Source organism: Frankia sp. CcI49, assembly GCF_001983215.1.
Taxonomy (GTDB): domain Bacteria; phylum Actinomycetota; class Actinomycetes; order Frankiales; family Frankiaceae; genus Parafrankia; species Parafrankia irregularis.
In genome coordinates, this window is the sequence record NZ_MOWP01000028.1 from 1 (window position 1) to 24,514 (window position 24,514).

The 24,514-nt window shown below is 69.5% G+C and carries 21 protein-coding genes, 2 tRNA genes and 1 pseudogene; 10 read left to right on the top strand and 14 right to left on the bottom strand.

Features of this window, described 5'->3' with window-relative positions; translation table 11 throughout:
- Positions 1–347, bottom strand: a pseudogene (locus CcI49_RS24955) (amidohydrolase); the annotation flags it as partial.
- Between the two features lie 436 nt (positions 348–783).
- Between CcI49_RS24955 and CcI49_RS24960 the strand changes: the two are divergent.
- The 3 genes from CcI49_RS24960 to CcI49_RS24970 all read left to right on the top strand — a co-directional run bounded on the left by CcI49_RS24960 (position 784) and on the right by CcI49_RS24970 (position 3,540).
- On the top strand, positions 784–1,215 hold the full coding sequence (locus tag CcI49_RS24960; RefSeq protein WP_076829869.1) for a nitroreductase/quinone reductase family protein: 432 nt from the start codon (positions 784–786) through the stop codon (positions 1,213–1,215).
- A gap of 270 nt (positions 1,216–1,485) precedes the next feature.
- Positions 1,486–2,967 carry an MFS transporter gene (locus CcI49_RS24965; RefSeq protein WP_241840232.1) on the top strand — a complete coding sequence of 494 codons (1,482 nt, stop codon included), beginning with the start codon at positions 1,486–1,488 and terminating at the stop codon, positions 2,965–2,967.
- Between the two features lie 93 nt (positions 2,968–3,060).
- Positions 3,061–3,540, top strand: coding sequence for a MarR family winged helix-turn-helix transcriptional regulator (locus CcI49_RS24970; RefSeq protein ID WP_076829872.1), 480 nt, complete (start codon positions 3,061–3,063; stop codon positions 3,538–3,540).
- 67 nt (positions 3,541–3,607) lie between these two features.
- On the opposite strand, the gene CcI49_RS24975 is transcribed toward CcI49_RS24970, so the two are convergent.
- From CcI49_RS24975 to CcI49_RS24990, 4 genes are all read right to left on the bottom strand, one after another.
- A complete protein-coding gene (locus CcI49_RS24975; protein WP_076830199.1) occupies positions 3,608–4,819 on the bottom strand; it encodes an ABC transporter permease in 1,212 nt (403 codons plus the stop codon).
- 86 nt (positions 4,820–4,905) lie between these two features.
- Complete coding sequence (locus CcI49_RS24980) at positions 4,906–5,613, bottom strand: ABC transporter ATP-binding protein (protein ID WP_076829876.1); 708 nt, start codon at positions 5,611–5,613, stop codon at positions 4,906–4,908.
- Positions 5,610–6,779, bottom strand: a complete 1,170-nt coding sequence (locus CcI49_RS24985; RefSeq protein WP_241840233.1) for a peptidoglycan-binding protein — start codon at positions 6,777–6,779, stop codon at positions 5,610–5,612. Before CcI49_RS24985 ends, CcI49_RS24980 begins: the two co-directional genes overlap by 4 nt.
- A 46-nt stretch (positions 6,780–6,825) precedes the next feature.
- A complete protein-coding gene (locus CcI49_RS24990; RefSeq protein ID WP_054568870.1) occupies positions 6,826–7,329 on the bottom strand; it encodes a hypothetical protein in 504 nt (167 codons plus the stop codon).
- Positions 7,330–7,499: 170 nt separating this feature from the next.
- On the opposite strand from CcI49_RS24990, the gene CcI49_RS24995 reads away from it, so the two are divergent.
- Both CcI49_RS24995 and CcI49_RS25000 read left to right on the top strand, forming a co-directional pair.
- The gene (locus CcI49_RS24995; protein WP_116437496.1) at positions 7,500–8,159 is read left to right on the top strand and encodes a response regulator transcription factor; all 660 of its coding nucleotides are present in this window, start codon (positions 7,500–7,502) and stop codon (positions 8,157–8,159) included.
- The gene (locus CcI49_RS25000) at positions 8,156–9,403 is read left to right on the top strand and encodes a HAMP domain-containing sensor histidine kinase (RefSeq protein WP_076829884.1); all 1,248 of its coding nucleotides are present in this window, start codon (positions 8,156–8,158) and stop codon (positions 9,401–9,403) included. The genes CcI49_RS24995 and CcI49_RS25000 overlap by 4 nt, the downstream gene beginning before the upstream one ends.
- A 743-nt stretch (positions 9,404–10,146) precedes the next feature.
- Here the strand turns inward: CcI49_RS25000 and CcI49_RS25010 are convergent.
- The 4 genes from CcI49_RS25010 to CcI49_RS25025 form a co-directional block, all read right to left on the bottom strand.
- Positions 10,147–10,219: transfer RNA gene (locus CcI49_RS25010), tRNA-Ala, on the bottom strand.
- A 2,262-nt stretch (positions 10,220–12,481) separates the two neighbouring features.
- On the bottom strand, positions 12,482–13,288 hold the full coding sequence (locus tag CcI49_RS25015) for a maleylpyruvate isomerase N-terminal domain-containing protein (RefSeq protein ID WP_083473565.1): 807 nt from the start codon (positions 13,286–13,288) through the stop codon (positions 12,482–12,484).
- A gap of 99 nt (positions 13,289–13,387) precedes the next feature.
- Positions 13,388–13,516 carry a DLW-39 family protein gene (locus CcI49_RS25020; protein WP_006538600.1) on the bottom strand — a complete coding sequence of 43 codons (129 nt, stop codon included), beginning with the start codon at positions 13,514–13,516 and terminating at the stop codon, positions 13,388–13,390.
- A gap of 276 nt (positions 13,517–13,792) precedes the next feature.
- Positions 13,793–14,335: a YbhB/YbcL family Raf kinase inhibitor-like protein gene (locus CcI49_RS25025; RefSeq protein ID WP_006538601.1), complete on the bottom strand. Its 543-nt coding sequence runs from the start codon at positions 14,333–14,335 to the stop codon at positions 13,793–13,795.
- 149 nt (positions 14,336–14,484) lie between these two features.
- On the opposite strand from CcI49_RS25025, the gene CcI49_RS25030 reads away from it, so the two are divergent.
- On the top strand, positions 14,485–14,823 hold the full coding sequence (locus CcI49_RS25030) for a P-II family nitrogen regulator (RefSeq protein ID WP_054568864.1): 339 nt from the start codon (positions 14,485–14,487) through the stop codon (positions 14,821–14,823).
- 340 nt (positions 14,824–15,163) lie between these two features.
- On the opposite strand, the gene CcI49_RS25035 is transcribed toward CcI49_RS25030, so the two are convergent.
- Entirely contained in the window at positions 15,164–16,003 is an 840-nt protein-coding gene (locus CcI49_RS25035) for a VTT domain-containing protein (protein WP_054568863.1), read from the bottom strand.
- A gap of 248 nt (positions 16,004–16,251) precedes the next feature.
- Between CcI49_RS25035 and CcI49_RS25040 the strand changes: the two genes are divergently transcribed.
- Positions 16,252–17,595 (top strand): lipase family protein, encoded by a 1,344-nt coding sequence (locus CcI49_RS25040; protein WP_054568862.1) that lies wholly within the window; start codon positions 16,252–16,254, stop codon positions 17,593–17,595.
- 71 nt (positions 17,596–17,666) lie between these two features.
- On the opposite strand, the gene CcI49_RS25045 is transcribed toward CcI49_RS25040, so the two are convergent.
- On the bottom strand, positions 17,667–18,428 hold the full coding sequence (locus tag CcI49_RS25045) for a TetR/AcrR family transcriptional regulator (RefSeq protein ID WP_076829888.1): 762 nt from the start codon (positions 18,426–18,428) through the stop codon (positions 17,667–17,669).
- Positions 18,429–18,773: 345 nt separating this feature from the next.
- On the opposite strand from CcI49_RS25045, the gene CcI49_RS25050 reads away from it, so the two are divergent.
- The 3 genes from CcI49_RS25050 to CcI49_RS25060 are packed head-to-tail and all read left to right on the top strand — an operon-like array spanning position 18,774 to position 22,091.
- A complete protein-coding gene (locus CcI49_RS25050) occupies positions 18,774–20,135 on the top strand; it encodes a glycosyltransferase family 4 protein (RefSeq protein WP_076829892.1) in 1,362 nt (453 codons plus the stop codon).
- The gene (locus CcI49_RS25055) at positions 20,129–20,917 is read left to right on the top strand and encodes a class I SAM-dependent methyltransferase (RefSeq protein ID WP_076829894.1); all 789 of its coding nucleotides are present in this window, start codon (positions 20,129–20,131) and stop codon (positions 20,915–20,917) included. The genes CcI49_RS25050 and CcI49_RS25055 overlap by 7 nt, the downstream gene beginning before the upstream one ends.
- A 43-nt stretch (positions 20,918–20,960) precedes the next feature.
- On the top strand, positions 20,961–22,091 hold the full coding sequence (locus tag CcI49_RS25060; RefSeq protein ID WP_116437504.1) for a hypothetical protein: 1,131 nt from the start codon (positions 20,961–20,963) through the stop codon (positions 22,089–22,091).
- Between the two features lie 60 nt (positions 22,092–22,151).
- Here CcI49_RS25060 and CcI49_RS25065 read toward each other — a convergent pair whose 3' ends face one another.
- From CcI49_RS25065 to CcI49_RS25075, 3 genes are all read right to left on the bottom strand, one after another.
- Positions 22,152–22,769 (bottom strand): class I SAM-dependent methyltransferase, encoded by a 618-nt coding sequence (locus CcI49_RS25065; protein ID WP_054568858.1) that lies wholly within the window; start codon positions 22,767–22,769, stop codon positions 22,152–22,154.
- A gap of 332 nt (positions 22,770–23,101) precedes the next feature.
- Positions 23,102–23,590 (bottom strand): NUDIX hydrolase, encoded by a 489-nt coding sequence (locus tag CcI49_RS25070; protein WP_241840234.1) that lies wholly within the window; start codon positions 23,588–23,590, stop codon positions 23,102–23,104.
- An 821-nt stretch (positions 23,591–24,411) separates the two neighbouring features.
- Positions 24,412–24,485, bottom strand: a tRNA-Ile gene (locus tag CcI49_RS25075).
- Between the last annotated feature and the right edge of the window lie 29 nt (positions 24,486–24,514).

Consider the following 24,514-nt stretch of genomic DNA (forward strand, 5'->3'; position numbering starts at 1 on the left):
AGGTGCCCGGCCGAGAACCCCGCGAAGGTCGGGAAGCACATCGAGGCCAGAATGCCGTTGCGGTCCATGTCCCGCACCCGGTCATGGATGTCGTACACACCCGGGCGCATCTCCGCGAACCCGGCCGGGTCCTTGCCCCACTCCTCGGCGGGCCAGGAGACGACGGCGTTCAGGCCGCTGACACCGGTGACCCGACCCTGGTAGATCCACTGGTCGACGCCCTTGTCGTTGCGCACGACATGCGGCGCCTGGTCGGCGAGCTTCGCCGGAACGTGGTTCTTGAACATGTCGGGCGGCTCGACCACGTGGTCGTCGATGCTCACCAGGATCATGTCGTCGATGTTCATGGGCCTCCTCGACCTCCCGTCCGGGAGTGTGCTCCCGACCACACCATTACTTCTACGCTCCCCGCTCCTGACCGTCTCCGCACAGTCGGCCAGGAAACCCGCGAAACCGGCCAGCACCGGCATGGAATATGCGTCTCGTAGTCGCATTGTGTCGATGCGTCATGCCAGCCCGGCGCGACGGAAAGCCGACCGATTCCCCCGCCGATCCCCGTCCGGCCGGCCGGCCAGGTCGCCATCCATCTCCAACAGTGACCCACCGGCCGCGCGGGCGCCATCGATCAGGCGCCGTAAAGGCACCGCCGAGGCGCCGTGCGCCGCGCCCACCACGTGAAGAACGTCGCACGGTGGTGGCCTGGGTCCGGGACGTAACCAGGGTGCTTTTCTCCGAAGATCCCGACACCGCGTCAGGGATCGGCATCCACGCAGAGGCGGGCTGATGAGCAGGAAGATGTACAGCGCGCAGGAGATCAAGGAATTCATCGAGGAGTTCCGGGCCAACGGGGGCCGACCTGCGGGCCTCTTCGAGGGCGCCACACTGCTGCTCCTGGACAGCGGCCCCGAGCCGGACGGGTCACCGCACGTGTGCCCGCTGAACTTCTACCTCGACAAGGGCCGCTACTACGTCTTCGCCGCCAACGACGGCGCCGACGAGGATCCCAGCTGRCTGGGCCAGTTGCGGGCCAACCCGGCCGCCACCATCGAGGTCGACGGCCAGGTGCTGCAGGTGACCGCCATCGAGCTGCACGGCGGCGAGCGCAGCTCGATCTACAAGCGCCAGGCGGCGCGTAACCCGCAGTTCGAGCACTACCAGGAGCTGACGTCCCGGGTCATACCGGTCGTCGCGCTCGTCCCCACCAAGGGCGCCTGACCGGACGGCGGCCCCGCCCAGCCCCACGTCAGAACCAGCTCCACGCCAGAACCAGCTCCACTTCAGAACCGGCTCCAACGCCGAACTGAACCCGGTGCCCCGTCAGCTTCGGCGGGGCACCGCACCTGGACGCGACGTCGGCAGCACATGCGTGTCACACGACACATGCACAATGCACGGCACCTGCACTCTGCGCTACTCATGCATAGTGCACATCTGCGCACAGGCACCGCGTCCATGGTCAGGGTCACACGAACGGAGCTGGTCCCGGTGAGCACTCCTGCCAGCACGCCCCCGGTCGGCCGCGGTGTCGTGGGCGTCCTCGCCGGCGCCGGAATCATGGTCTCGCTGATGCAGACCCTGGTCATACCGCTGATCCCACGGCTGCCGGAGCTGCTCGACACCAGCGTCTCCAACACCTCCTGGGTGATCACCGCGACGCTGCTCACCTCGGCCGTCGCGACCCCGCTGCTCGGCCGGCTCGGCGATCTCTACGGCAAGCGCCGGCTGATGCTGGTCGCCCTGCTGTCCGTGTCGGCGGGCTCCCTGGTGTGCGCGCTGAGCTCGTCACTGGCACCCGTGATCGTCGGACGAGTTCTGCAGGGCCTGGGTATCTCGCTCATCCCGCTCGGCATGAGCATCATGCGGGACGTCCTGCCACCCGAACGGCTCGGGCGAGCGGTCGCGCTGATGAGCTCGTCGCTCGGTGTGGGTGGCGCGCTGGGCCTGCCGCTGTCCGCGGTCATCGCCCAGCATCTGGGCTGGCACGCGCTGTTCTGGTTCGCCGCCGCGCTGTCGGCCCTCGTCGCGGTACTGATCGCCAGGGTGGTGCCCGAGTCCCCCGTCCGCGTTCGGCAGCGGTTCGACGCCAAGGGGGCCGTCGGCCTGTCCGTGGGGCTGGTCGCGTTGCTGCTCGCGATCTCCAAGGGCGCCGAGTGGGGCTGGACGAGCGCAACCGTCCTGTGCCTCTTCGTCGGCTCACTGACCGTACTGGTACTCTGGGGCGCCTGGGAGCTGCGTGCCCCGTCACCCATCGTGGACCTGCGCACCAGCGCCCGCCGCCCGGTGCTGATGACCAACCTCGCGACCATCGTCGTCGGCTTCGCGATGTACTCCACGAGTCTGCTCGGGCCTCAGATGCTTCAGCTGCCCACCGCCACCGGCTACGGGCAGGGGCTGTCCATGCTCGAAGCCGGGCTGCTGATGGCGCCCGGAGGCCTGGCGATGATGACGGTCTCACCGCTCGCCGCGCGGCTGGCGCAGGTCCGCGGGCCCAGGACCTGCCTGCTGCTGGGCACTATGACCATCTGCTTCGGCAACGTCCTGGCGCAGCTTCTCATCGGCACCGCCTGGGGCGTCACGCTGTTCGGCATCGTGAACAGCGCCGGCGTCGGCTTCGCCTACGCCGCCACACCGACCCTGATCATGAGGTCGGTGCCCCGGTCGGCGACCGCCGCGGCCAACGGCCTCAACTCCCTGGCCCGCTCGCTGGGGACGTCCACCGCCAGCACGGTGGTGGGCCTCGTTCTCGGCCAGATGACGATCAGGATCGGCACGACTGCCGTCCCGGCGGAGAACGGCATCCGGGTGTGCCTGGCGATCTGCGCCGGCAGCGCGGCCCTGGCCGCGCTCGTGGAGCTGGCCATCCCGAGGCTGCAAGCCCCCGTCCCCGAAACCCCCGTCCCGGCCGCCGCCGCAGCTTCCGCTCCGGCCGCGGCCCCGGTGGCTGCGCCTGCTCCGATCACCCGTTAAGCGGCGCATTGAATCGCCTGTGAAGCGGCACATTGATAGGAAGGCGGCACACCTGCGGGTGGCCTGTCTGTCGGCCGAAGGAGGAGACGGGAATTGAGTGAACGGGAGATCGCCCAGCTCGAACACGAGCTTGTGCTCCTGACGCGTCACCCGTCGATGGGAGCGTTCGCCGGTGGCTGGGATCCGGGCAGCCAACAGCTGGAACGCAGTGCGTATCTCCTCATGGGCCGGCTCGAGAGCGCGGGCCCACAGTCCATCGGGCAGCTGGCCGAGACCTTCCGGCTCAACGCGTCCACCGTGAACCGGCAGACCGCGGCCATGCTGCGCGCCGGGCTCGTCGAGCGCATCCTCGACCCCGCCGGTGGAATGGCGCGGATGTTCCGGCTCACCCCGCACGGCAGGGAACGGCTTGACCAGCACCGCTCATGGTCGGTACGCGGCCTGGAGCGGGTCCTCACCGACTGGGACCCCACCGAGATCAGCGAACTCGTCCGCTCGTTGAGCCGCCTCAACCGCAGCATCCAGCACCGGATCGAGAATTCGCTGCCCGACCGGGCCGGCGCCGCCAGGTAGTCGGCGCCGCCAGGTAGGCGGCCCTGCGACGCGGCGCCGTTCGTCAGCGTCCCGGTGCCCTGGTGTCTCAGGGCGCGGTGAGTGCTTCGGTGGGTTGGAGGCGGGAGGCGCGGGTGGCGGGGTAGATCCCGGCGGCCGCGCCGATGACGATGGTGGCGCTGAAGGCGAGGAGCATCGCCCAGGACGGGACGACGGTAGGCCAGGCTTGAATGGTGGCGTAGCACGTGGTGACGCCGGTGCCGAGGATGAGACCCGTGATCCCGCCGAGGGCGGACAGGAGAAGCGCCTCGGCGAGGAACTGGTTGCGGATGTCCCCGCGGGTGGCGCCGAGCGCGCGGCGAAGTCCTATCTCGCCTCGTCGTTCGAGTACTGAGATGACCATGGTGTTCGCGACCCCGATGCCGCCGACGAGCAGTGCGACTGACCCGAGGCCGAGCAGGAGCCCGCCGAGGGTGGAGTCGGCCGCGTGCTGTGCGGCGAGGGCGTCGGAAGGACGTGAGACGTCGACCTCGTTGGGGGCGGTCGGGTTGGCGGTGCGGGCGAGCAACGTCTGTACGGCCTCGACGTTCCCGGGGTCTGTGCGGGTGTACAGGGTGGTCGGGAAGCTGTCGAAGCCGAGCAGGTCGGCGGCGACGGGCCAGCCGACGAGGGCGGCGCGGTCGAGTTCGGGGGCGAGGCCGACGGGGGCGAGGATGCCGACGACGGTGAACCACTGGCCACCGAGGTGGATCTGCTGGTCCGGTCCGGTCGAGTCGACGCCCAGGTGGGCTGCTGCGTCCGATCCGAGGACCACGGCGGGATAGTGCTGGGTCGCCTCGTTGAGGTAGGTGCCGGCGACGATGTCGGCCCCGACGGTGTGAAGCAGGTCCAGCCTGGTTGCCAGCACGGCGATACCGCCGGATTCCGCGGCCGGGATGTGGTCGTTGCGATAGACCTTGGCGTCCGGCACCAGGCCGGTGGCACTGATCGACTCGACGTGGCCGATCGCGCCGATCATCGCGACTGCCTCGGTCGGGAGGTGCGCCTGGTCGCCGAAGAGGCTCTGGCCGGGACTGACAGTGAGCAGGTTGGTACCAAGTGCGGCGATCTGGCGGTGGAAGGCCTCCCGGCTCGAGGAGGAGATACCGATTACCGAGATCATGGCCGCGATGCCGATCGCGATGCCCAGGGCGGACAGTGCGACACGCATCGGTCGGGAGCGAAGTCCGGAGGAGCCGACGCGGATGAGGTCCGGCGCGGTGAGCCGGACCGGGCGCAGGACCAGGGTGGCGTCCGGCACCAGCCCCCGGTGGGTCACATGTCCGGTCCTGTCCGTCGCCAGGATGCCGCCCCGAGTAGACGCATCAGTCGTTGATCGGGTGGCGGTCATGCACGGGCTCCCTGAGGTGTCCGGATGTCTCCGCTGTCGCCGACTTTGTGGCCGTCCCGCATCTCGATGCGTCGTGGCAGGGCGGCGGCGATGTCGCGGTCATGCGTGATGATCACGACGGTGGTTCCGGCGGAGCGGAGCTGTTGTAGCAGGGCCATCACCTCTGATCCGGACGAGGAGTCGAGGTTGCCGGTGGGTTCGTCGGCAAGCAGCAGTGCGGGCTCGCCGACGACAGCGCGGGCGATTGCGACACGTTGGCGTTCGCCGCCGGACAGTTGGTGCGGCCGGTGGTGGACCCGGTGGCCGAGACCAACCCGGTCAAGGGCGGCGCGTGCACGTTCGAGCCGTTCCGGACGGCGCACGCCGGTGTACAACAGCCCATCAGCCACGTTGTCCAGCGCCGGCACGCCCGAGGCGAGGTGGAACTGCTGGAAGATGAACCCGATGCGTTGCGCGCGTAGCGCCGAACGCTGGTCGTCACTCAGCGCGTGGACCGGTTGGCCGTCGACGGTCACGGTTCCCGTCGTCGGCCGGTCGAGGGTGCCGAGCAGGTGGAGCATCGTCGACTTGCCCGACCCGGACGGCCCGACGATCCCGACAAGCTCGCCCTCGTTGATCCGCAGGCTGACGTCGGCCAGCGCGCTGACCGTGCCAAAGGACCTGGACACCCGGTCGAGGACGACGATGGCAACCGCGGCGCTCACTGGGCGACCCGCACGGTGAGGCCTTCGCTGATCCCGGCTCCGCTGATCTCGACCTTGCCGCCCGCGAACATGCCGATCGTCACTGGCACGAACGTCAGCCGTCCGTCCCGGACCGCCTGGACGGCGTACCCGCCATCGGGGTTCGCGAGGAGCGCGGTAATCGGAACAGTCAGCACGTTCGCCCGCTGCCCGGTGACGATTGCCAATGTCACCGGCGACGAGTCGAAGCCTCCGGCGAGCGCGGAGGGATCGTCGAACGACACGATCACGGTGATGAAGGTCTTGTCCTGCTCCTCGATGGTCTGTGCGACGGCGCCGACGCTGCTGACCGTGCCGTCGAGACGCTGGCCCGTCGGAAGGGTGACGGTCGCCGGATCTCCGGTGTGGACGAGATGTTGCAGCGAAACGTCCAGTGGGATCGATGCCACCTGTGTGGCGCCGCTGTAGGTGATGACCTGCTGATTGGGTTGCAGGCCCAGGCGGCTGCCGGCCGGGATGACCTGGAGGGCGACTCGGATGTCGCCGTCGTGGACGAAGATCTGGTCAGGCGGGACGGTGCCTGTGACAGGCAGACCACTTTTGGCCTGCCACACCCGCACAGCCGAGGCGGTGGCGGCGTCGAAGGTTTCGTCGACGGTGAAACCGGTGTAGCCCAGGTTCTTCAGGCTGGTCTCGAGCTCCTTCACATCCGGGCCCAAGGTGCCCGTGGCCAGTGTCCGGTACGGCGTCGCGGTGCCGTGCAGGAGAATGACCGGCCTGCTGTCGACCGTGTACACGGGTTGGCCGATCTTCACCGTCGTGCCCGGGGCAGCGATCCAGGTGAGGACTCCGGACTGTTGCTGCGCGACGAGTCCGACCGGCTCGCCGTAGGAGATCAGACCACCGACCTGCTGGGTCTGGGTCAGGGTCGTGCGTAGGACCACCGCGGTCGCCGCGGGAAGCGGCCCGGTCGGCGGCGACGAGCTGCCACCGAAGCCCACCGCGGCAGCGGCGATCAGCGTGACGGCCCCCGCCCCCGCCCCTGCCAGGGCGAGCAGGTGCCGGCGGCGCCGCAGGCGCCGTAGCGATCTCCTAGCCAGCGGTGCGACCACCGCCCGTGTCCAAGCCCCGCTGGGCACATCCGGGCCGCCCGCCCTGCGCCCGACAGCCGCCGGCGGGGCGGTCACGGAAGTCTCACTGGTTCTGGTCTCTCCTGCCCCGGTCCCGGCCATGTCACGCGCCTGCGTTGTCGAGGATGTCCTGGCACTGCTGGGCCGCCTGCTGGAACGCCGGGTCGTCGCGGTCGACGTCCGCGCCGGCGAACAGACCGCCGGCCGAGCCGGGCTGGGGGTCGGGGAAGCCCGGCAGGCCGTTGTCGCGCATGCACTGCGCAAAGGCCACATAGGCGCCGAGGTCGGCGTCGTTCGGTTCTCCCCGGCTGCCGGCGGGCAGCCGATCCTGGCAGGCGGCCAGCGCCTGCTTCACGGCCGGACTGTTCGGGTCGACGCCCTCCCCGAACTGCGGAACTCCCGTGGACGGGTCCGGGTCAGCCATGTCGACGTCGTGGTCGCGCATGCACTGTGCATACGTCTGTACCGTCGGTGCCCCAGTGCCACCGGCACCGGACACCGTCCCGACCGGCGCCGCGCCACCGCCGGAGCCGCAACCGGCCAACCCCATGACCACCAGGCTCAGGCCGGTGGCCACCACTGCCAGCGGAAGTGTGGTCCTGATCATCCGTGTCCTCCGTCGTGGTTGAGCGATATCGACTACGGCGCCCAGTGGACGGCATTGCGGATAACCAGGCCGTAACGTCGGCGGCCGCTCGTTATCCGACGGTTATGCCCGCGGCGCCATGCTGAACGGGCACCGCACCGGGGCGCAGACGAGGCGAAGGGGGAAACCAGATGGTTCGGGTGATGGTCGTGGAGGACGAACCAGAGCTCGCCGGTGCGCTCTGCGAGGCGTTGACACGCGAGTCGTTCGCCGTCGACGTGGCCTACGACGGCGAAGAGGCGCTGGAGAAATGCGCCACTCACGACTACGACGTCGTCGTTCTGGACCGGGACCTGCCCGTCGTGCACGGCGATGAGGTCTGCCGCGCGATCGTCGCCGCCCGACGATCAACGCGGGTCCTGATGCTGACCGCCGCCTCGGCGGTCCGCGCCCGGGTCGAAGGGCTCGCGATCGGCGCCGACGACTACCTCGTGAAGCCGTTCGCGCTGGCCGAGTTGTCCGCCCGCGTGCACGCTCTCGCCCGCCGCACCGCGCCGGCCGCCGCTCCGATTCTCGAACGCGCCGGCCTACGTGTGGATCAGGCCAGCCGGACCGTCACTCGAGACGGCCATTTCGTCACTCTGACGAACAAGGAGTACGCGGTCCTGGTCGAACTGCTCCGCGCCGCCGGCGGTGTTCTGTCGGCTGAGCAGCTGCTGGAGAAGGTCTGGGACGAGAACATCGATCCCTTCACCAACACCGTCCGCATGACGGTGATGAAACTGCGCCGCAAGCTCGGCACACCACAACTGATCGAAACACTGCCGGCGGCCGGTTACCGCATACCGTGAACAGCCTGAGCCTGCGCGCCCGTCTCACCATTCTCTACGGCGCGCTGTCGATCCTCGCCGGAGCGGTCATCCTCACGCTGCTCTACCTGGTCGTCCAGGCCCGCCTCGACGCCGAGCTCACCGGGGACTCCGACTTCCGCATCGCCGCTCTTCGACAGCGGGCCGGCCAGGCGGGCGAAGCGACGATCACCGCACCCAGCGGGAGCCGAATCAGCCTCGACGACCTCGCCGAGCAGATCAGAGGCAACGAGGAAAGGATCAGGAATGCCGCCCTCGACACACTGCTCGTTCGGGGAAGCGGCATCGTCCTCGCCATAGGCCTCGCCACCGCGGGCACCGGCTGGATCATCGCAGRCCGCGGCCTGCGACCACTCGATGCCATCACCGCCACCGCCGAGCAGATCGCACGGTCCACCGGCCCGCACCGCGACCTCAGCCAGCGGATCGCGCTGACCGGACACAGCGACGACATCAGACGGCTAGCCAATGCCTTCGACGCCATGCTCGAAACCCTCGACCACGCCTTCGATGGCCAGCGCCGCTTCGTCGCAAGCGCCTCCCACGAACTGCGGACCCCGCTCGCGCTGGAACGTGCCGTGATCGAGCTCGAAGCGACCAAGGCGACCGCTCACCCCGACATCGTCCACTTCGCCGACCGCCTGCTGGCCATCAACACCAGGAACACCGATCTCGTCGACCGGCTCCTGACCCTCGCCGACGGAGGCAACGAACTCACCGAACCGATCCCCGTCGATCTAGCCGACGTCGCGGCCGACGTTCTCGCCCACACCAACACGGACACCCTGACCAGCGCCCGGATCACCGCCGACCTGGCTACCGCTCCGGTGCTCGGCGATCCCATCCTGCTCCACCAACTCGTCCGCAATCTGGTCGAGAACGCGGTCAATCACAATGTTCCGGGCGGCTGGATCGAGATCGGCACCGGCACCGGCACCGGCACCGGCACCGGCCAGATGTACCTGGCCATCGCGAACAGCGGCCCGCTGCTGCTCGCCCATGACGTGAACGGCCTCTTCGAACCCTTCCGGCGCGGACGGCCCGACCGAACACGGGACGCAGGCCGTCGGGGGTTCGGCCTCGGTCTCACGATCGTCAAGGCCATCGCCGACAGCCATCACGCACGGATCATCGCTCTCCCCAGGCAGGACGGCGGACTGGACCTGCGCATCACATTCCCGGCAGCATCTACATCCGGTGATGGCCCAGCCGGGACAACGCCGTGATCCTCCGATGCACTGAGCACCTAAGCGCCTGGTCACCTCGCCGTACCCGCACATCCGACCGAGGCAGCACCACATCGGCGCATGCCTGCCGCAGGCGGGCATGCCTGACCTACGCGAGGAGGCGGCCCGGCGGTCAGGTCGTTCGCTCGTTCTCGCACGCGGAGCGATCAATGGGAGGTTGGCTGGGGGACACGTCCTCGGAGGCGACAGTCCAGGCTATGAGGTCGTAGAGCCGGCCCGCGCACGAAAAAACCCGGCCCGCGAGGGGGCCGGTGGGCTAGACGCCTAGGCTCGCATGCGGTAGGCCCGGTGTCAAAGCCGGGCCCACCATCGCCGTGTCTACCAACCGGGAGGTCGGCTGATCGTGCCGATCTGGACCGGCAGCTGCGCCACGGTGAGGTCGACCGCGCGCAGGTTGTACCACCAGTGCCGGCCAACACCGGTGTCCGGCACTCCTCGCAGCGCACCGGCGGTGTAGCCCTTGCTGGGGTTGATGACTCCGACGGGTCCCCGAACGTCTGCACGCCGCCACCGAGGCCATAGACGACTTCCTCCGCAGGACGGCTGTGGACACCAGGCGGGGAGCACCGCTGAAGCGGCTTTGCTACACGGTTGGCCACATAACGATCATCCCGGCCCCGCCAGGTCGGGCGAAGCCCGACACTCGGGGGTCCGGGGGTCGCCCCCCGGGCAGACATCCAACCTCGGCGAAGCCGACCAGAGGCCGGCGAGCAGCCAGCGAGTGGAGACGAGGGGACTTGAACCCCTAACCCCTGCCTTGCAAAGGCAGTGCTCTGCCAGTTGAGCTACGCCCCCGTGGGTCTGGCCGCCAGGACGCGAGATCCGGGTGACCAACGTCCCCAGACTACGGCATCGCTCACCGCTGGGGCGCCTGCCGCCGAGGTTTCTTCACCCTTGATCTTCGGCGGCGGGGGTCGTGGCGTGGGCGGCAACCACCGCGTTGTCCACAGCCAGTACCCCCAGCCCGCCGAGGCGGCAGCCCCTTCGATCGGCTCCACCGGCCCGCCACCCACGGCTCTCCGTAGATCAAAGTTGTGATCATCTTGGCAGTTCTGCCAGCTCAGGCCGGGTTCAACGATGCAAGGCCGACCAGAGTGCACCCCTCGTGTCAGCGTGGGTCGAGATTGTGGATAACCCGACCCCTCTCGGCGCACGCTGCCCATATATGGAGTGCGTTCAAGTTCTCGGCGCCATTCCGTGCCGAGGTACAGACATAAAGCGAGCAATGTGCCATGATTGCCACAACGCACGTTGTCTGGAAATATGTCTGGAACACGCCACGCCATCGGCGATGAGTCGGCCTGAGTCCCACCGGGCCGCGACGACATCGATGGCGCTTGTGTGTTGGTAGTGACGTCGTCAGGTCGGTCTCGGTCGTGCTGCCGCTCCGCGGCGGGGGGCTCGGTTCGGTTCGACAGCTGTGGAAAGCCCGCCGGAGCTCGGCCTCGCCGTGGGTGAACGAGACCCATGGGTGGAAATCGTTAGCTGTTCTCCGCCTGTGTGGCTGGTTCGCGCGGGATCTTCGTTGCTCCGTCGGCCAGCTGCGAGGGCACGCGCCGCAGCGAACCCGGGTTGGCGGCCTGTGCGCAGGCGCCGGCCGGCAGGCAGAAACGGTCCAGACTTATCCACACGATGCCCACCAGCGGTCATCGTTCCCGCCGTGGACCACCGAACTGTGGACAGCGTGGCCCCGCGCTCCAGCGCACGTTGACCACAGGCCTCGCGCAGCAGGCCTCGGCCCCACGACGACAGGTCCACGCGCAACCCGAATCCGGTGCGGAGGCTTCTCCGTGGCAGTGGCGACACATCCGATTCGCGCGACCGCTCCGGCGGGATGGTCACGTCGTCCGCGTGGGCCGCACGGCCGATGCGGGACGCCCAAGGCACGGCTGCGGCTGCGGCTGCGGCGACAAGGTGCCTGCGGCGGCAGCCCCTGGGCGATGGGAGTCACTGCAGCTACGGGAGTTCCGCAGGGGCACCGACCCTGCTCGCGGCCAGCACGCGGGTACTCCCGGCGACGATGGCCCGAGCCCAGTTTGGAGTCCGCCATCTATTGCTAATAAGCAAACGTTCTACACTCACGCCATTGACGAGCGCGACGACAAGGAGCTGGCGTAAGCCATCACGCCCGTAGATCGCCGGGACCATCTCGGAATTCGTTCCCGTCGGCGACGCTCTCCGTCGATGGCTTCCGAGCAAAAATTTGACAGAAACCCCACTGGGAGTCAGTCAAATTTTGTCAATTAGCAAACGTTGTAAACTAACTCCTCGGGCGGTCGGCGCGCAAATCGTCCACCGGATTCCCTCGATGGTCAAAGATGCCGGTTGATGCCAAGCAAACTCATCGAACTTCTGCGACAGTCACCGCGGAGGATCAAGGTGCCCTCGTACAGCCAAAACTGCAGGTGGGTACTGTTGAATTTTGCGCATGAGCAAAATTATCCGACAGAAACCCGGGGTGGTAGGGGTTCGCATCACCGACCCTTTTCACGACCGGCGATCGACGACGTTTGCTGACTAGCAAAATAGTTTCACCATGACCACCGCCGGCCGTCGTCAGCGTCGCCAACCATGACCATCCCTGGAGTGTGCGTTATTTTGTTGCAAAGCAAAATAAGTGAACGTTCACCGGACCTGGAAATCGTCGGACGATGTACCGATCGCCACGCAAGGTGAACGACAGATTTTTCTTTGAAGAAAAATGATTCGACAGTCACCGTGGGCAGTTTTCGTACGCGGATTCGGGCAGCCACAGACAGGGGCAACGTCGACCTTTTGCGACAAGCAAATATCGTGCACGGTCACCATCACAGGGATGCCTGCGGGCTGCCGCACAATCGAGTCCCGGCTCCCACGCCGCGGTACCTGAGCCGGGGTGAACGAGGCGCTGCGGTCCGCGCAGAGGGACTGTTGGCCGCGAGCTACCGCTGTTGTCGACGGCGAAGCGGCAGACAGACTGCGCGGGGGAGGACGAAGCGACGAGACACGGACGGACCACAGTGGGCGAAGCCGGGGACGGAYGCGGAACAGGCCTGACCGAGGCTGGCCGCCGGTTCCTCAGGTCCAGGCGGCCAAGGTAGGCCAGGCAGGGTCGCCTTCGGCCCGGCCGGCCATCCAGCGCAGCGCTGCCCCGGCGGGGAGATCGACCCGGACGATCCGGGCGCCCCTCCCGGCGGCGAGCGACGGGCGATCCCCTGGTGTGAGGTGGAGCGTGACGTCCGACGGAAGCCGTTCCACCAGGCGGCGGGTGGACCAGGCCCATTCGGCCTCGATGTAGGCCGGGCTCAGGTCGCCCCAGTTCGGGCCGCCGAGATCGGTGAGGCCCAGATCGACCAGGTGGACCTCGATCTCACGCCATCGCAGGAACACGAGATCCGCGAGGCTGGTGCTGCCCTGGGTGCTCGTCCGGCCGAGGCCGCCGCGCCAGGTGTTGACGTGGGTGTCGTCCCAGGCCCGTTCGAGGCGCCGCACCGAATCGGCGACGTCGGCGACCAGCTGCTGCGCCGGGCGGCCGGCGCCGGCCTCGATCGCGGTGTTCCGCTGCTCCGGGCCACCCGGGTACTGATCCTCGACATACCCGTCGCGCGCCGCGTCGAGCATGTCGGCGTGGCTGTCGGCGTTTCGTGCGAGATGGGTGATCAGATGCCCGACGGTCCAGCCGGGAAGTAGTGAGGGGCGACGCGCGACGGCGTCGTCAACCCGGGCCAGCAGCTCCAGCAGCCGCGCATGGGCACGTGCGCAGCCCAGCAGCCGGTCGAGCGGCACCGCGGACGGCGTGTACTCGGGAGGCTGCGGCGGCTCCGAGAGGACGACAGAGGAGGACACCGGCTGCGAGTCCGAATGCGGCGCGCTGGGAGTGGCCATGGGGACCAGACTCCCCCCTCGCTCGCCGCGAGCGCCACTTCGCCACCCCGGCAGGGTGCCCGGCGGGATGAGGAAGCGGCACTCGCCGCTACGGATGGGTCAGCGGGTGCCCTGCGCGGCCGTCGCCTCGCGCCAAAGGTCGATCTCGTCCTTGTTGCGGCGGCGGCGGACGGCGGTGAGGAGAGCCCCGGCGCTCGCCGCCACGGCGATGAGAGTGAACTTGCGCATACCGACTCCCCTTGGTCGACTGCCACTACCCGCTCACCGTATCGCGCGTGAAACCGCTGCGCCGACGCCGAACGCTGTCGGATCACCGTCCAGACACAGGCACAGGAAAGTCAGCGCCGACGAACAGGTCGGCGCCGACCGTGGGCGACCAGGTAACCGGCGACCGGGGCGACATCCGCGGGAGCCCGTCCTGCGAGGACGGGCGTCCGGCCACCGTGTTCGGGGTGGCCGGCAGCGGCTGCCGGGGTCGCGCCCTGGGGTGGGGGCGACTGAGGTTCAGCGCTGGTAGGTCGCCCGCAGGACGCCCCGAGCCAGGGTGTGGAAGGTGAGGTTGAAGCCGACGACGGCCGGGGCCACGCTCGCGTCGATCTCGAGCTTCGGCACGTCGACGGCATGGACCACAAAGACGTAACGGTGCGGGCGGTCGCCCTCGGGGGGAGCGGCACCGCCGTAGTTCGGCGTCCCCCAGTCGCTGCGGACGTGGTACGAGCCCGCGGGAAGACCGGACAGGTCACCGCTGGCGGCACCGGTGGCCAGCTCCGTGACGTCCGCCGGGATGTCGACGAGCACCCAGTGCCAGAAACCGCTGCCGGTGGGCGCGTCGGGGTCGAAGCAGGTTACGGCGAAGCTCTTGGTCTCTGCCGGGAAGCCGCTCCAGGACAGCTGCGGCGACAGGTCCGCGCCGCCCGCACCCCCGTACACCTGGTCCAGGCCGAGCGGGCTGCCATCCGTTATGTCGCTGCTGGTCAGGGCGAACGAGGGCAGGGCGGGCAGCAGGTCGAGCGGGTCCGGTGCGGTGTTCCGGTCCAGCAGGGACATCGGTCGGTCCTCTCGTCGAGATCGGATGACGCCCGCATTGACGGGCATCCGCCGGATTGGATGACAATCGCGAGACCGCGTTGTCATCTGTGGGCTTTACGCTTCTCCGCGATGAAACATCATTACGCCACCAGAGGTGGAGCCGGGTCTTGAAGCTCGTGACGGCGATCCTGCGCCCGCACCGSGTGGATGATGTCCGCGCCGCACTGACGACGTTCGGGGTACAAGGAATGACCCTGAGTCAGGTTACGGGCTTCGGCCTCGAGCTCTGGCGTACACAGGCGTATCGAGGCAACGTCTTCCATGACGAATCCGTGAGCAACGTCCGGCTTGAGCTGATCGTGCCCGACGTCGACGCGACTGATGTGGTGAACGTCATCCGGCGGGCGGCGGCGTCGGCAAGCAGCGGGGCCGGCAAGATCTGGGTCCTGCCGGTGGAGGGTCTTGTCCGGATCCGTACCGGGGAGCGAGGCATGGACGCTCTCTGATCGCCACCCAACGTCACCCAGGGCAACCAGAATGTGGACTTTCAGACACGGAAAGTAACCGCACTATGCCCGTCTTGCGCTAGTTCATCATCTTTTCGGGGATAATTGGGCCGTGGGCGCGACGTAGGGCCGACCGGGCGGATACGGTAGCTGTGTTCCGGCGGGTGTCTCCCACTGAATCCCCCCGTATCAGTGGGTCGCCCGCCGGAACCCTTTTCGTTTCCGGCCTTCGCGCCCGGCTGTCGGCTCGGGTGGCCCCTCGGCACAGCGGCCCGGCACAGTTGCGCGGGCCGATCCCGAGCGAGGCAGGCTCGCCGGCGACCAGCCCGCGCGACGACGCTCAGCGGTTCCGGGGCGCCGAATGCCTGCCGCCACCTCCACGCCGCGGGTTCCGCTCGATTCGCATCGTCTGCTCACTCTCGCCCGGCCCCGCCGGTGTGCCCGCAAGCTGGTCGGCGTAGGTCCGACCGCCCGCGACCGGATCGTGCGCACCACTCGCGCCCGTGCCCGTGGGCTGGCCCCCGGTACTGCCGGTGGCCGCGGTGGCGGCCTTTCTGCGACGAGCCCGCAGATACTCCACGCCGATCGGCAGCACCGAGACCAGCACAAGCAGGATGAGCATCGCCTCGACGTTGTCCCGAACGAAGGCGATCTTCCCGAGGTAATAGCCGAGAACGGTGACGCCGCAGCCCCAGAGCAGCCCGCCGATCACATTGAAGGTCACGAAGGTCCGGTAGTGCATGCGGCCCACGCCGGCGATCACCGGGGTGAACGTCCGCACGATCGGGACGAACCTGGCCAGCACGATCGACCGGGGGCCGTGCTTCTCGAAGAACTCCTGTGCCTGGTCGACGTACTCCTGTTTGAACAACCGCGAGTCCTGGCGCCGGAACAGTGCCGGCCCGACCTTTCGGCCGAAGAGATAGCCGACCTGGTCACCCGCGATGGCGGCGACGGCGATCAGCGCACAGGCCAGCCACAGCGGCGTGGACACCTCATCCCGCGAGATCAGTAGACCCAGCGTGAACAGCATGGAGTCGCCGGGGAGGAAGAACCCCACCAACAGCCCGGATTCGGCGAAGACGATCAGCAGGACCATGACGAGGCCAGCCTTGGCCAGGCTGTCAGCGCTGATTGCGTCCGGCCCGAGGGCCAGGGTGTTCGACGCGAACGTGGTCACTGTCGAGGGCCTCCTGGGGATCGAACGGACCGCGCGCGGCAGCGCCGTAGGTAAATCCAGGGTCTCACGTCCACGGGGCGGCTCCGCTCCGGCCTCGGGCCGGGCCCGAAACCCACCGGGACAGCGGGCGGACGGCAGGTGCACGGCAGACGGGCAGCAGGCGGGCAGCGGGCGGGCAGCGGGACAGCGGAAACACAGCTGACGCTCAGATGGTGCCGACCCTGGCAAAGCACCCATAACCTTTCGGGGTGACGAGACCCCGGATCCGTCTCCTCTGCCTCACCCTCGGCGTCACCGCTCTGGCCACGCCACTCGCGGCCTGCACCGCGCGCTCGACCTCCGCCACAGCCCTGCGTCCAACAGCACCGACAGTGGCGTCGGCCACCGCGCCGACGAGGACGTCCAAAACGACGAATCAGCCCAGGGCAACCGGAACGGCGCCCTCCACCGCCAGCTACCAGCTGAGCGGCTACGGCCTGAAGGACCTCACCGTCAACGGCCGCACCGGATCCGAGGACCTCGCCGACCTGCCCGCCGGGAAGCCCGGTGAGCTGGTGTCGACCGCCCCGGTGACCGCGCCGGACGGCCTGCGGGCCTGGCGGATGCTGTACCACTCCACCGGTCCGGACGGGGAGGACCGGCTCGTCACGGGTCTCGTGGTGGCCCCGGCGGCAGGCACGCCCGTTCCGCCCGCTGGCCGCCAGCTGGTCGCGTTCGGCCACGGGACCACCGGGATCAACGACAGCTGCGCCCCGTCGAGAGCGGACTCGCCGCTGTCCACCGTCGGCGGGACGCTCCAGCTCGCCAGGGATGGGAACGTCCTGGCCATCACCGACTACACCGGCCTCGGCGGGCCCGGTGAGCATCCGATCTACGTGGCCGACGTCGAGGGGAAGGCAGTTCTGGACGCCGCCCGGGCCGCGCGCTCCCTCACCGCCGCCCAGGTGGGCCGTGATGTCGTCCTCTGGGGGTATTCGCAGGGCGGCCAGGCGGTGCTCGCCGCCAGTGGTCTCGCCGCCGCCTACGCGCCTGACCTGCGGGTTCGTGGGGTAGCGGCGACCGCGCCCCTGGCCGATGTGCGGACGTCCCTGCGTGAGCTGCTGGCGACGCCGGGGGGCGTCGGCTACCTGCTGCTCGCGGTGCTGGGTGTCACCGCCGCCGATCCGGCTGTCAACCCGGCGGGCCTGCTCACCGCCACCGGCCGGAGGCTGAGCGCCGTGGCGCACAACCGGTGCGCGATCGACCTTCTGCAGGCGAGCACCGGTGAGTCCGTCACCAGTGTGTTCACCAGCGATCCACTGCGCACGGAGCCGTTCGCCGGCGCCCTGGAACGTCAGTGGCAGCAGCTGGAGAAGCCTGGGCCGCCGAAGCTCGTGCTCCAGGGCGATCTGGACACCGTGATCCGCCAGCCCACCACGGACAACGTGGTCCGCGCGCTGTGCGCGGCTGGCGGCCCGGTGGAGTACCGCCGCTACCAGCTGGCCGATCACCTCACGGTCGTCAACGCGTCCATGCGGGACCTCTCCGCCTGGATCAACGCGCGCTTCGCCACCGACGGCACGGCCGAGCCGGACAGCTGTTCGCGGCTCTGACCGCGCCGCCCCCCACAACCGTGCAATCGCGACCGCGGCCGTGACCGCAGCCGCTGGCCAGGACGTCCACGTCACCCACCCACGGGCAGGGTGGGGGCGGAATCCCGGGCTGCGGCGAGGGAGTATTCGACGAGCCTGCGGTGGAAGGCGGTCACCGGCCCAGCAGCGTCCGGCCCACCTGCGTCCGGACCACCTGTGCCGTCCGGGCGATCGGGGTCCGGCCCATCGGAGTCCGGGCTGCCGGGGTCCGGGCTGCCGGGTGGGCTGCCGGGTGGGTTGCCGTAGCCGAACGCCTGCCGTCCGAACGCCTGCCGGGTCAGCAGCACGCCCAGGAAGGCACTGGCGGCCAGATCGGTGTCCAGGTCCGGCCGGGTCTCGCCGCGCAGCCGGGCGTCGTGGAAGGCATCCTGGACAGCTGCCGCGCACCGGTCCACCGACTCCCGCCGGAAGGCCGCGTACAGGTCGGGATAACGCGAGAGCTCGGCCAGGCAGCGGGCGAGGATCGACATCCGCGGCTCGGTGAAGACGGCGTCGACCTGCGGTGCCAGTCTGAGCAGGTCCGCGCGCAGCGAGCCGGTCCGGGGTGGCACGAGACCGGCGGCCAACGTGCCCAGGGCGGCGAGCACCAGTCCGTCACGGGTGGGCCAGCGGGCGTAGATGCCACGTTTCGCCACTCCCGCGCGGGCCGCGACGCTGTTGACGCTGAATCCGCCGACACCCTGGTCGGCCAGCTCCTCGACGGCGGCCCGCAGGACCCGATCGTCGATCGTGGCGTCCCGGGGGCGGCCCCGACGCGGCCGCGAACAGTCCTCGGCCGGATCATCGGGAGCCATCCGTCCAGGGTAGGCGTCTGACCGCAGCCCAGCGGAAACCACACAGCGTAGCCGCAGGACGTGGGAGGTGGACCGGGTCCCGGCCGGGGGCGCGGCCTGGGTCGCCGGACCTGCTCCAGGACGGGACTTGGCAGGTCGCGGATGGTTCGTACCCGAAGGAACCGGCTGCCCAATGTACGGACAACGACGTCCGGGCCGGCCGTGACACCAACTACGCTAAGTAGCCGGATTTGCCCGAAAGCAGCCGAAAGTATCCGGATTCCGTGAAGATCGGCGCCTAATGTCCTAGTGTTCCAGCAACGGCGCTGTCCACGGGCTCGCGGGACCCGTAGGAGGCCGCGAGCGATGGAGGGCGCACCGTTGCGGATTGCGTTGTTGTCGTACCGAAGTCTGCCTACCTGTGGTGGCCAGGGAGTGTACGTACGGCACCTCTCGCGTGAACTGGTTACGCTAGGTCACCAGGTCCACGTTGTGAGTGGGCCGCCCTACCCGGTGCTCGACCCGGGCGTGGAACTCACCGAACTGCCGAGCCTCGACCTCTACCGCGACGGCGATCCGTTCCGCTGGCCGGGGTTCCGGGAGTTCAGGTCCCTGGCGGACGTGGCCGAGTTCGGCATGATGCGCACCGGGCAGTTCTCCGAGCCACTGGCGTTCTCGATCCGGGCGTTCGAGGCACTGCGCCCGCGGCGCGGGCAGGGCCGGCCGGACTTCGACATCGTCCACGACAACCAGACGCTGGGCTACGGCCTGTTGCCGCTGCGCCGGGCACTGCGCCCCTACAGGATCCCGGTCGTCTCCACGATCCACCACCCGATCACCGTCGACCGCCGTCTGCACCTGGCCGCGACGACCGGCCGACGAGCCCGGCTCGGTGTTCGTCGCTGGTACTCGTTCCTGCCCATGCAGGGACGGGTAGCCCGTGGTCTCGACGGTGTGGTCGTGCCGTCGGAGAGCTCGCGGCACGAGATCGTCGCCGACATGAACGTGCCGCTTGATCTGATGCACACCGTTCCGCTCGGCGTCGAGTCCGACGTGTTCACCCCGAGCCCGGCCGGACCCACTGGCGACCAGGACGGCCAGGGCGACCAGGCCGCCGCTGCCAGCACCCGGGTCCCGGGACGGATCGTGGTGGTCACCAGCGCGGACGTCCCCCTCAAGGGCCTGATGGTGCTGTTGGAGGCGCTGGCGAAGCTGCGGGTCGAGCGCCCGGCGCACCTGGTGTGCATCGGGAAGGTCCGGGAGGGCGGGGCGGCGCAGCGCCGAGTCGTCGAGCTCGGGCTCACCGAGGCGGTCACCTTCCGGTCCAATGTGCCCCAGCCCGAGATGGTCGAGCTGCTGCGCACCGCCGAGGTCGCCGTGGTGCCCTCGCTCTACGAGGGCTTCAGCCTCCCCGCGGTGGAGGAGATGGCCTGCGGGCTGCCGCTGGTCGCGACGACCGCCGGCGCGCTGCCCGAGGTGGCCGGGCCGAGCGGGGAGGCCGCGCTGCTGGTGCCCCCGGGCGACGCCGACGCGCTCGCGGGCGCGATCAGGACACTGCAGGACGACCCCGAGCTGCGCGCGCGGATGGGTGCCGCCGGCCGGCGCCGGGTCGAGGAGCTGTTCTCCTGGAAGGCCGCTGCGGCCGGCACCGCCGCCTGGTACGAGAAGGTGCTCCGCGAGGCCAGGCCGGCCGCCGGCCACGACAACCAGGCATCCGCCGCATGCTGACCGTCGATTTCGAACGCTTTCCCGTCCCGGGGAAKGCCCTCGTCCTCGACCTCGGCTGCGGTGCCGGCCGGCACTCGTTCGAGGCGCTGCGCCGCGGTGCCCGGGTCATCGCACTCGACTACTCGGCCGACGAGGTGGCCGGGGTGAACGCGATGTTCGGCGCGATGGCCGCCGAGGACCAGGTGCCCCCGGGCGGGCAGGCGGGGGCGGTGCGCGGTGACGCGCTGTCGCTGCCCTTCGCGGACGGCACCTTCGACCGGATCATCGCGGCCGAGGTGCTGGAGCACCTCCCCGCGGACGCCGGCGCGATCGCCGAGCTGGCCCGCGTGCTGCGCCCCGGCGGACTCGCCGCGGTCACCGTGCCCGCGCGTTTCCCCGAGCGGATCTGCTGGGCGCTGTCGGACGACTACCACAACGTCGAGGGCGGCCACGTCCGCATCTACCGCCAGGACGACCTCGTCACGAAGCTGCGCGCGGGTGGCCTGGACCTGATCGGCCAGCACCGCGCGCACGCGCTGCACGCCCCGTACTGGTGGCTGCGGTGCCTGGTCGGTGTGCACGACGACAACCATCGGGCCACAAAGCTCTACCACCGGCTGCTGGTCTGGGACATGATGCGCCAGCCGGCGATCACCCGCCGGACGGAACAGCTGCTCAACCCGGTCCTGGGCAAGAGCCTGGTGCTGTACCTGCGCAAACCACGAGTGCAACCACCGGCCCGGACGTCCGATCGCTCGGCAGGTGATCACCTCACCGTGGGGGGCCCGCGTGCCGGCGAGTGACGCCTCGCCTGACGCCTCGCCTGATGCCTCGCCGACCGGACCGATCCTCGACGCCGCGCAGCTACGTGCCACCGCGGACGCCATAGCGGCCGCCCAGGAGCCCGACGGGGCCATCCCGTGGTTCCCGGGCGGGCACACCGACGCCTGGGACCATCTGGAATGCGCGATGGCACTGCTGATCGCCGGGCGCCTCGACGCCGCCGACGCCGCCTGGGACTGGCTGCGCCGCAAGCAGCGCCCGGACGGCTCCTGGCCGGCCAAGACCGTCGGCGGCGTCATCACGGAGGACTTCGCCGACAACAACCAGTGCGCCTACGTGGCGACCGCGCTCTGGCACCGCTGGCTCGCCACCGGCGACCGGGCGTTCGTCGACCAGCTGTGGCCGGTCGCCCGGGCCGCGCTCGACTTCGTCGTGGACATGCAGGCGCCCGCCGGCCAGATCTGGTGGGCCCGCGACGCCGCCGGGAACGACTACCCCGAGGCGCTGCTGACGGGATGTTCGTCCACCCTGCACAGCCTGCGCTGCGGGCTCGGGCTGGCAGCGCTCGTCGACGATCCGCAACCTGACTGGGAGCTGGCCGCGGGCCGGCTGTGGCACGCCCTGCGCCACCACCCGGAGAACTTCATCTCCCGGGATCGCTGGTCGATGGACTGGTACTACCCGGTGATCGGCGGCGCGCTGCACGGCGCGGAGGCGCGAGCCCGGCTACGCAGCCGCTGGGACGACTTCGTGGTGGACGACCTGGGCATCCGCTGTGTCGACGACGAGCCGTGGGTCACCGGTGCGGAGACCTGCGAGCTGGCCATCGCGCTGCACCTCGCCGGCGAGTCCGACGAGGCCGCCCGGATGGTGCGCAACATGCAGCATCTGCGCACCGCGGACGGCGCCTACTGGACCGGCTGGCAGTTCGTGGCCCAGTGCCACTGGCCGGAGGAGCAGTCGACCTGGACCGCGGCCGCGGTCATCCTCGCCGTCGACACGCTCGCCGGCGGGCCCACCGAGCGGGCCTTCCGCGGCGACGGCCTGCCCGAGGCCCTGCAGCCCGCTTCGGCAGCGCACGGGGCGTCCGCACCGCACGCCGACCTGCCCGGACCCCGCCGGGCCCCCGATTCCCCGGAGCCCGGTTCCCAGAGCCCCCACCAGCAGCCCGCGGACGAGTCGCCGCGGGCCTGATCCGGACCTGACCCGGGCCTGCTGCCCCAGAGGCCTAGGGCAGGGGCCTGCTGACGCGGCTCAGAACAGCCGGCGGAGTACCCGCAGGGATCCCGTCCGCGACATCTCGGTGAATCCGTCCCGGACGGCGCGGAGCAGCACGTGGTACGGCGCCTGGCCGCCATCCGCCGGGTCGGGGAACACGTCGTGGATGACCAGCCGGCCGCCGGGACGCACATGGCGGGCCCAGGCCTCGTAGTCGGCCTGGGCCTGCTTCTCGGTGTGCCCGCCGTCCAGGAAAAGCAGGTCGATCGGCGTCGACCACCAGCGGCCGACCATCTCCGAGCGCCCGATGACGGGTGTGACGACGTCCTCGACGCCGGCGGCCTCCAGCGTGGAGCGCAGGGTCGGCAGCGTGTCCATCCGCCCGCTCCGCTCGTCGACGAGCGTGGTGTCGTGGTACTCCCAGCCCGCCTGGTTCTCCTCCGAGCCGCGGTGGTGGTCGACGGTGACCACCACGGCACCGACGAGCCGGGCCGCCGAGGCGAGGTAGAGGGTGGACTTGCCGCAGTAGGTGCCGATCTCGCAGATGAGCCCACCGCCGGGAAGCTCGGCGGCGGCCGCATGCAGCGCCTGTCCTTCCTCGGGTGGCATGAAGCCCTTGGCAGCCTCGGCCGCCTGCCGCAACGCCACGTCCACGTCGTCGTCTCCTCGTCCCAGGTGGGGGATCCGGGTGGGATCCGGGGTCCGCGACCAGCGGGATGACCCGCTCGGCTCCCCGCCCCGTAGCCGATGCCGCCTGCTCGTCTTACCAGAACTGGCAAAGCGCATGCATGGGATGCGGGCCGGCACTTCGCCCACCGGTGCGCGGCTCGCACCCATCCACCCGTGGCGTTCGTGTCGGCTTCCAGACACCACTCACCACGATTGGCACCCACATAGCGGCCTATCCACAGGATCATCCACAGCTTTATCCACAGCCCTGTGCACAGACCCGTGGACAACCACAGGACCACAAGGACCAGACCACGCTAAGCCCCCCGCACCCCACCGGCGGTACCCGTGCGGATGAACCCGAGGGCGATATCCACAAGACTGAGCCGGTACAGGTCGACGACGTCCGTCAGCGGGATCCAGGCGGCCAGGTCGGTGGTGCCGCCCACCTCGGACCGCAGCTCACCGCCGACGACGTGGCCCGAGTACACGATCCGCAGCCCGTGGAAGTCGGTGTTCCTGTCGGCCCAGAACTCGCGGATGGAGTCGACGCCGAGCAGACCGGTGATCTCGACGTCGAGGCCGGTCTCCTCCTCGACCTCCCGAACGGCGCCCGCCTCCGGCTGCTCACCGTGGTCCAGCCCACCCCCTGGCAGCGTCCACCGCGCCGCGTCCGCGGCCACGCTCGGACCCGTCCGGACCAGCAGCAACCGCTCATCCTGGACGCAGACCACGTAGGCGGCGATCCGCTGGTACTTCCGGGCGCCCCCACCACCCCCAGCAAGCCGCACAAGCCCTCCCAGCACCGATTCGTCCACCCAGGCCGATTCTGGTGCCGCCAGGCCCCCACAGACCACCAAACCCCACAACCACCCGACCGCCCCGCCGCCGTGGGCGGCCCCGGCGGACGCCCGGGTGGCTCACCCCACATCAGCCGGATCTCGCCCGAACGGCCACCCTTCGGGGATCCCACCCCGCCCCGGCGCACCGACAATTCATCTCAAAAGCGGGCAAAAAGGGGTACGGGTTGCCTGGCAACCCGCAAGAAAGAAGGATTTCGGTCGTCGGAGCAACCAAAATCGTTCACTCTTGCGACTCACCACACCGGGCCACCGGGCCACCGGGCGACCGGGTGCTCGGAGGTCCGGCCGCGTTCGTGGGGTGCGGACCTCCCCGCCCACCATCCAGCGATCTTGATCGGCGCCAGCCTGCGCCAGGCTCCCAACGACCAAAATCCTCAGATCGTGCCAGGCACCAATAGCTCCATCGCCCGAAGCCACACCGCAGGACCCGGGAGGAACCGACCAAGCAAACCCAATCAACCAGGCAATGCCGGCTAAGACCCCCCGAAGCCCCAGGCCCCCGCTGATCTTCGAGGATTCCCGTGGGGGTTCGGCCCCCCGACCAACATCCCGCGGGCCCCAGGGAGCCCCCGAGCAGAGGGACGAACACACAAAGCCGACCAACCAGGCAAACCCTGCGAACCAGAAAACCCCCGAAGCCCCAGACCCCCACCATCTCCGGGGGGTTCCCGTGGGGGGTCCCGGGGGGCTCGGCCCCCCGACCAACATCCCGCGGGAGCCAGGGAGCCCCCCACCAGGGGGGCGAACACGCAAAGCCGATCGCGTGGACCTAGGTGGACTTGAACCACCGGCCTCTTCCTTATCAGGGAAGCGCTCTAACCGACTGAGCTATAGGTCCTTGGCTGTTGATGAGAGTACAGGATGGCG